This window comes from Candidatus Latescibacter sp. (genome assembly GCA_030692375.1).
Taxonomy (GTDB): Bacteria; Latescibacterota; Latescibacteria; order Latescibacterales; family Latescibacteraceae; genus JAUYCD01.
Genome location: JAUYCD010000052.1, coordinates 1 through 5,570, shown reverse-complemented (window position 1 = coordinate 5,570; position 5,570 = coordinate 1). Strand labels below are relative to the sequence as shown.

General features: G+C 57.6%; 3 protein-coding genes. All 3 read right to left on the bottom strand.

Features of this window, described 5'->3' with window-relative positions; translation table 11 throughout:
- Nucleotides 1–7 precede the first annotated feature (7 nt).
- Nucleotides 8–2,080, bottom strand: a complete 2,073-nt coding sequence (locus Q8O92_03375) for a heparinase II/III family protein (protein MDP2982355.1) — start codon at nucleotides 2,078–2,080, stop codon at nucleotides 8–10.
- A 22-nt stretch (nucleotides 2,081–2,102) separates the two neighbouring features.
- On the bottom strand, nucleotides 2,103–3,401 hold the full coding sequence (locus Q8O92_03370; protein ID MDP2982354.1) for an acetylxylan esterase: 1,299 nt from the start codon (nucleotides 3,399–3,401) through the stop codon (nucleotides 2,103–2,105).
- A gap of 181 nt (nucleotides 3,402–3,582) precedes the next feature.
- The coding region (locus tag Q8O92_03365; GenBank protein MDP2982353.1) for a hypothetical protein at nucleotides 3,583–5,570 on the bottom strand (1,988 nt) is incomplete at its 5' end.

Here is a 5,570-nt window from a genome sequence, read left to right as displayed (position 1 = left end):
ATTCCTGTCAAAGTTCAGACTTTCCCTGCTCCAATACTAATCCTTCCGGTTCCTTCCTGAACCGATATTCGAATTTCTTTCCCCCCTTTTCAAATACAATGGAGTAGTTCCCGGTGCTGTCTGTCCTACTGAATATGGATCGGGCTATTTTCTCGGCCTCGGATTCCATTTCGACGGGAAGAATAAGTGTAGCTATCCGGGTAGATGGCGATTGTGCTGCGGCAACAACTCCGAAATAGGGGATCCAGGCGAATGATACATCCTGAATCACCGGCAGGTCGGCGTGCCTGCCCGAGCGGAAGCCGAAAGGACTCTCGGTTACCGGAATGAGAGCCATAATGCCTTTTTCGCCGCGGAGGAGAGCATATCGGTCTTTCAGGGTAAAAGAGCAATGGGAATGGAACCTCGCTTCTATCTCAGCGCCCGGTTCGGAAGACACTTCGTCCAGCACTACAGTGATCGATGGTTTTTCCAGAATGAGGTGACGGCGCCAGCCTTTCAATTCTTTACCCGGATAAGCCCCGGTGAGGTCCATGAGGGTATAGTCGCGGGTTTCACCCGGCCGGAATTGGAGAACCTTTCCCCCCACTCCCTCTTTCCACGCTTGATTCTTGAATTTCGCCGGAATCTGAAGCTCGCCGTTCACCTGAATGACATTATGGCCGGCGCTCGATACCTGGGGATAGGTCCAGCGGAGCTCGTCGAAATACAGCTCGTCGTATTGCGGAGAACCGATATCGCAGATGTATTCCTGGTCGCGCCAGTACAGTACGAAATGCCCGCAGTCCAGGTGGCCGTGATGGGGATCATCGTTCATCCCGGCCCTTGAGGCGAGCACCACCTTGGCCGGATCGTTGAAATCACTCCGCATGATTACCCAGCCGATGTTCCGAAAGATTTTGGAGGGCTGTGAGGGAAGGCTCGGTTTCAGACCGGCTCTGGGCCAGATGATGTCGAATTCCTCGCTTCCAGGGCCGAACATGCGGTTACGGAACCATGCCGTTTCGCCGCTTCCGGTCTCTAGGGCGAGCTTGTTCCAGATATGACTGGTCCCCGCGCGGTTAGCCCCGGAGTCCTCAAAAACCAGGAGACGGCGCGGGGTCACCGTATTATAGACTAGAAAGGTGACCGGGTTTGCAGCCAGGCGTGGATGCTTGTAAAGATTGAACTTCCCGCCGGTGAGCCTTTTGAGCGGATCGGCGAAAAAATTCAAGGCGTGTATGCTCTTGCGGTAATAGCCGCATCCCTCCTGCCAGCCGCCGTCCTCGCCCATCTCATCGAGCTGTTTAGAAATGCGGTTGCAGGACTCGGCGATGACATCCGCCAGTTGTGGATCTTCGGCGAGGAGCGCGAGGGCGGCAGTTCCCAGCCCGGCGTTGCAAACGGCGCACCAGTTGCAGCGGTATGAGGCCGCCCACCATTGGTATTCGTAATTGCCGCGCACCCGAAGTACTGCCTTCTCCAAAAGAGCGCCCCGGATGCGGTCGCGGGAACGCTTGTCCAGCGTGGGGTAGAGCCAGTCGTATACTGCCGCGAGGGATCGCGCGGTATCGGCGGACTCGATATCGAACGCGAATGCGGCCTGATCGTCGCGAACATTCCAGGGCCAGACCCGGCTGTAGATAATGGGAAATTGGTGCCTCCGGTCAACCCACGTGGGGAGGTCGCAGGCCGCATCGGCGAATGCGAACGCCTTACGGGCATAACGTTCATCCCCGGTCAACTGGTACACGAACGCCAGAGTGAAAGCGGAGCGCACATTCAGACGCAGGTAATCCAGCCGTGCATCCGTGTTGGTAAACCCGGTATGCTTCTCCTGCGGCGGCGCTTTTTCCTCCACAGTAGTGAAGAGCAGCCGATTGGCTTCGGCAGTCAGTCGCTGCCAGATATCCCTGCATTCCGGATCATTCCATACACGGTTGAGAAGAGAGGATTTCTCCTCCTCGGTGAAATACAGGTACGGATGAACCAGATTGCTTCTGAGCGCCGACCGGATATCCTGCACAGTAACCTCGGCGGCGGCCGGCGATAGGAATGAGAGAAACCCGGCAAGTATAAAGAAAAAGGACATTAATTTCATGGATTCACTCCCGAAGGTTGAATCATTTCCCCGTCATCTTCAGCGTCAGCCAATTGTTTATCCGTTCGCTCTGCTCGGGGTAATTCCAATGCCCGGAATCGAGGACGAGATAGAGTTCCTTCGGGGCGGTGATCGCATTATACGCCGCAAACATGGAGGTCGGCGGGCAGGTGGCATCCACGAATCCCCAGGAATAAATTCCCGGAATTTTCAGCAGGCGGGCAAAACAGGTTACATCATAGTATTTCGCGGAATCAACTCTATCCCTGGTACGGCTGTTTGGCGTAGCGAACATGTGCGGCCAGCCTCCCGCGCGTCCGTTCAGATAGCCGGTGACATCGCAGAGCGCCGGGCAGTATACTCCCATCCATTTCACCCGTGGGTCGAGAGCGGAGGTCGCCACAGTAAGCGCGCCTCCCTGGCTGCTTCCGGTGACCGCCAGCCGCTCGCCGTCGTATTCCGGAAGGCTCGTGATGAAATCCAGCGCCCGTATGCAGCCGAGGTATACCCGTCGAAAGTAATAGGTATCGCGGTTGTCAAGATTGTAGGTCCAATAACTGCCGAGCGCCCCCTTCGAAAGGTCTGCATAGACACCCGGCTCCATAGTTACCGGGATGCCGTGGATGCCGATTTCCAGGGTAATCATCCCCTTGTCGGCCATCGCTGTATCGCCGTTGTAGGGACGCACACCTGCCCCCGGGACGCGCAGGAGCGCAGGATATTTCCCGGCCTTCTTCGGAACACAGAGAATGCCATAGAGACGGCTCATGCCCCAGCTTTGCAGGTTTACGTGATACACATTCAAAGTGGAAGTACACTTCTCCGGGAGCAGGGTGACCCGTGCATCCATGGGAATCCTGGCTAGATCTGCTTTCCCTTTCTCCCAGAAGTCCGCGAAATCGGCGGGAGGTTCCGAGGAGGGGCGGATTTTGAGGGGTTCGAATCCGGCGGCGCCGATGCCGCTGTATTCCCTGCCCTCCACCGTTACCGACGCAGAGCACTGGAGGAACCCCGGAACGGACATGGTGACTTCCCCGACTTTGGCGCAGCCGTTTTTCAGGGCGGCTGTCCCGGATTTGACCGCCGCCATCTTCTCGGGCCCGATTGTATAACGGACCGCCACACCATCCATGGGATTCCCGAACTGGATGACCGAAATGGTAAAAATCGGTTTCTCCTCGCAGGTGTACTCCCAGGAGGGACGGTCAGGGACGATGATGACCCGGACTGTCTGCTGGACCGGCTGAGCATTGGCGAAGAGGGGCAAAAGGCAGGCATAGACCATGATAAAGCAAAACATCATCGAAAACCGTTTTTGCATAGAGTTCTCCGTGGGTGACTCAAATAAAAAATCAGATGTGAAAAGTCGATTCATGTTTGTCTAAACCCTGAAACGGTTTTATCGTTCCCGCGAAGCGGCAACAAGTTCAGGGTGACACGTGTCATGCCGAACTTGTTTCGGCATCTATCTAAAAAGTAACTTGCGGAGGTCACTTCCTTTTTCACCTTCCCGGTATCTTAACCAGCGGCTCGAAATATGTCGGCTCACCCCCGGTTGCGGGAAAGAGAAACCGCCAGACGGGGAGGTCACGCTTAATGCCCAGCTCGTCGGTGAGCCCGCTGAAAAGTGGTTCCCATCCTGTGGTTGCCATCGCGAACTCGCTGTCCTGGAACGGCATGGCCCCGAAGACTATCACCTCGCCCCTGCCTACTTTCCGGGAGAACGCCGCGGGAGAACCGTCTGGATAGGTGAAGAGCAGCTTCGCTCCTTCAGGAACGGTCAGGACTCGGGCGTTGTTTGTATTCCCCACATTGCGCAGGGGACGGAGCGCCAGGGACTTGACTCCTTTGAACCGTGCGGCAGATGAGGGGGCCGGATGCAGTTCCACGGCAGGACGTTTCGAGCACTCGCCCAGACCAAGCAGGCGCAGGCGCTCATCCTTGAGGGTGCCGGTCTCGATATCCCATGTGAGGGCGTCGGGATCGAGCACGACCAGCGTCGCGCCCTCCTCCGCGCGGCGGATGAGCTCTCCGGCGAACTCCTTCGAGATGTATGCAAGCTGCGGCGCGATGATGAGCTTCTTCCCTTCGAGGGTGTGCAGTCCCCGGCGGACATGATTTTCGCTCACAAATGTGAACCAGGCGCATAGCTTCTCCCCGAGGATGGCATGGAGCGTATAGTGGGCCTGTAGCGCTTCATCTCCCGCGGCGGCGCGGGAATCGTCGCTGAACAGGACGGCGATATCCGATCTATCCGGGATGTCGAGCGCCGGCAGGGTTTTCCAGAGCTTGGAGATGCGCTGCATCTCTCGGTAGACTTCCGGGTACAGGAGCTTCGGGGTGCCCCACCAGTCGATCATGGTCGTCCCTGTCTTGGCCGCCTGGCTAGCCCACTCCCGGACGTTTTCAGCGGTGGAGAGCCGCTGGATCATCTCGCAGCCCTGAACGATCATCTGGGTGGGTTTTCCCGCCGCCAGGTCGGTGACCATCTTGCTGGTGAAGCCCACGTGGTATTTTGACCTTGCATTGCCATAGACATAGATGCAGAATGACGGGTAGGGGTCGGCTGAGAAATAATCGGTATAGGGGTAAATGAGCGACTGGTCGAGGAAATCAAGGTCGGCCACGGAATTGCGGTTGTATGCCTCGGCGAGCGCGCCGGGGGCGTGTTTTTTGACCGCCTCATAATCGCCGCGAGCGACCTCCGCAAACGTCTTGTTCAGCCAGCGGAAAGCGGCGATGCGCTGGAGCGCGGTTTCGTGGTTGGGGACAATACGACTGATCGCCTGCACCGGCTGGTTCTCGTAGGGTATGCCTGGAACGCCCTGAGGGACTCCGAGACCTACGCCATACTTCTCGCGAATCTCGCGGTCTATCATCTCATAGGTTCCCGGCTGGAGGATGGTCGCAATCTGGTTGAACGGCTCATCCTGACCGCGAATGTCGAAAAGCCACGGCGCATTGCCGTATTGCTCGAGCCACTTTTCGAGCATCTCATGCCTCATGCGTATGAACACCGGGTCGAAAAACGCCGCCGAACCTGCCGGGATGAGGATGGTCGCACCGTTCTTCTTTGCCGCCTCGCCGCTCACCCCGCCGTGAAAGCTGAACCGCATCCCGTATTTCTTGTAAAGGCTGTCAAGGCCGGCGGCGCCCACCCGGCTCATGAATCCGGGCAGGAAGGGGCCGTTCACCCCCGCCAGTCCCATCTCGGTGAAGAGATTGTTCTCCTCGGCCTTCCAGACAGCGTTGTCATAGAGCTTCCTGATAGAGTCCGGGAGGAGGAAGTCGGTCAGGCCGAGGTAAAAATGGACGGCGCGGTTCGGAACGGGGCGGTTGGTGAGCGCGCGCTCGTAATCGGTGCGGGCGCGGACGACTTTCCAGGGATCCACAGTCTCGATGAACCGGGAGAGCACCATGCAGTCCGGCTCCACACGGGTCGAAGCGAAGATGGTGGGGTATTCCTGGATGAAATTAGCCGAATCGAAGG

Excerpts from the sequence above, each read along its gene's own strand:
- Q8O92_03370 (MDP2982354.1), bottom strand. The coding sequence starts at position 3,401 with ATGCAAAAACGGTTTTCGATGATGTTTTGCTTTATCATGGTCTATGCC.
- Q8O92_03375 (MDP2982355.1), bottom strand. The coding sequence starts at position 2,080 with ATGAAATTAATGTCCTTTTTCTTTATACTTGCCGGGTTTCTCTCATTC.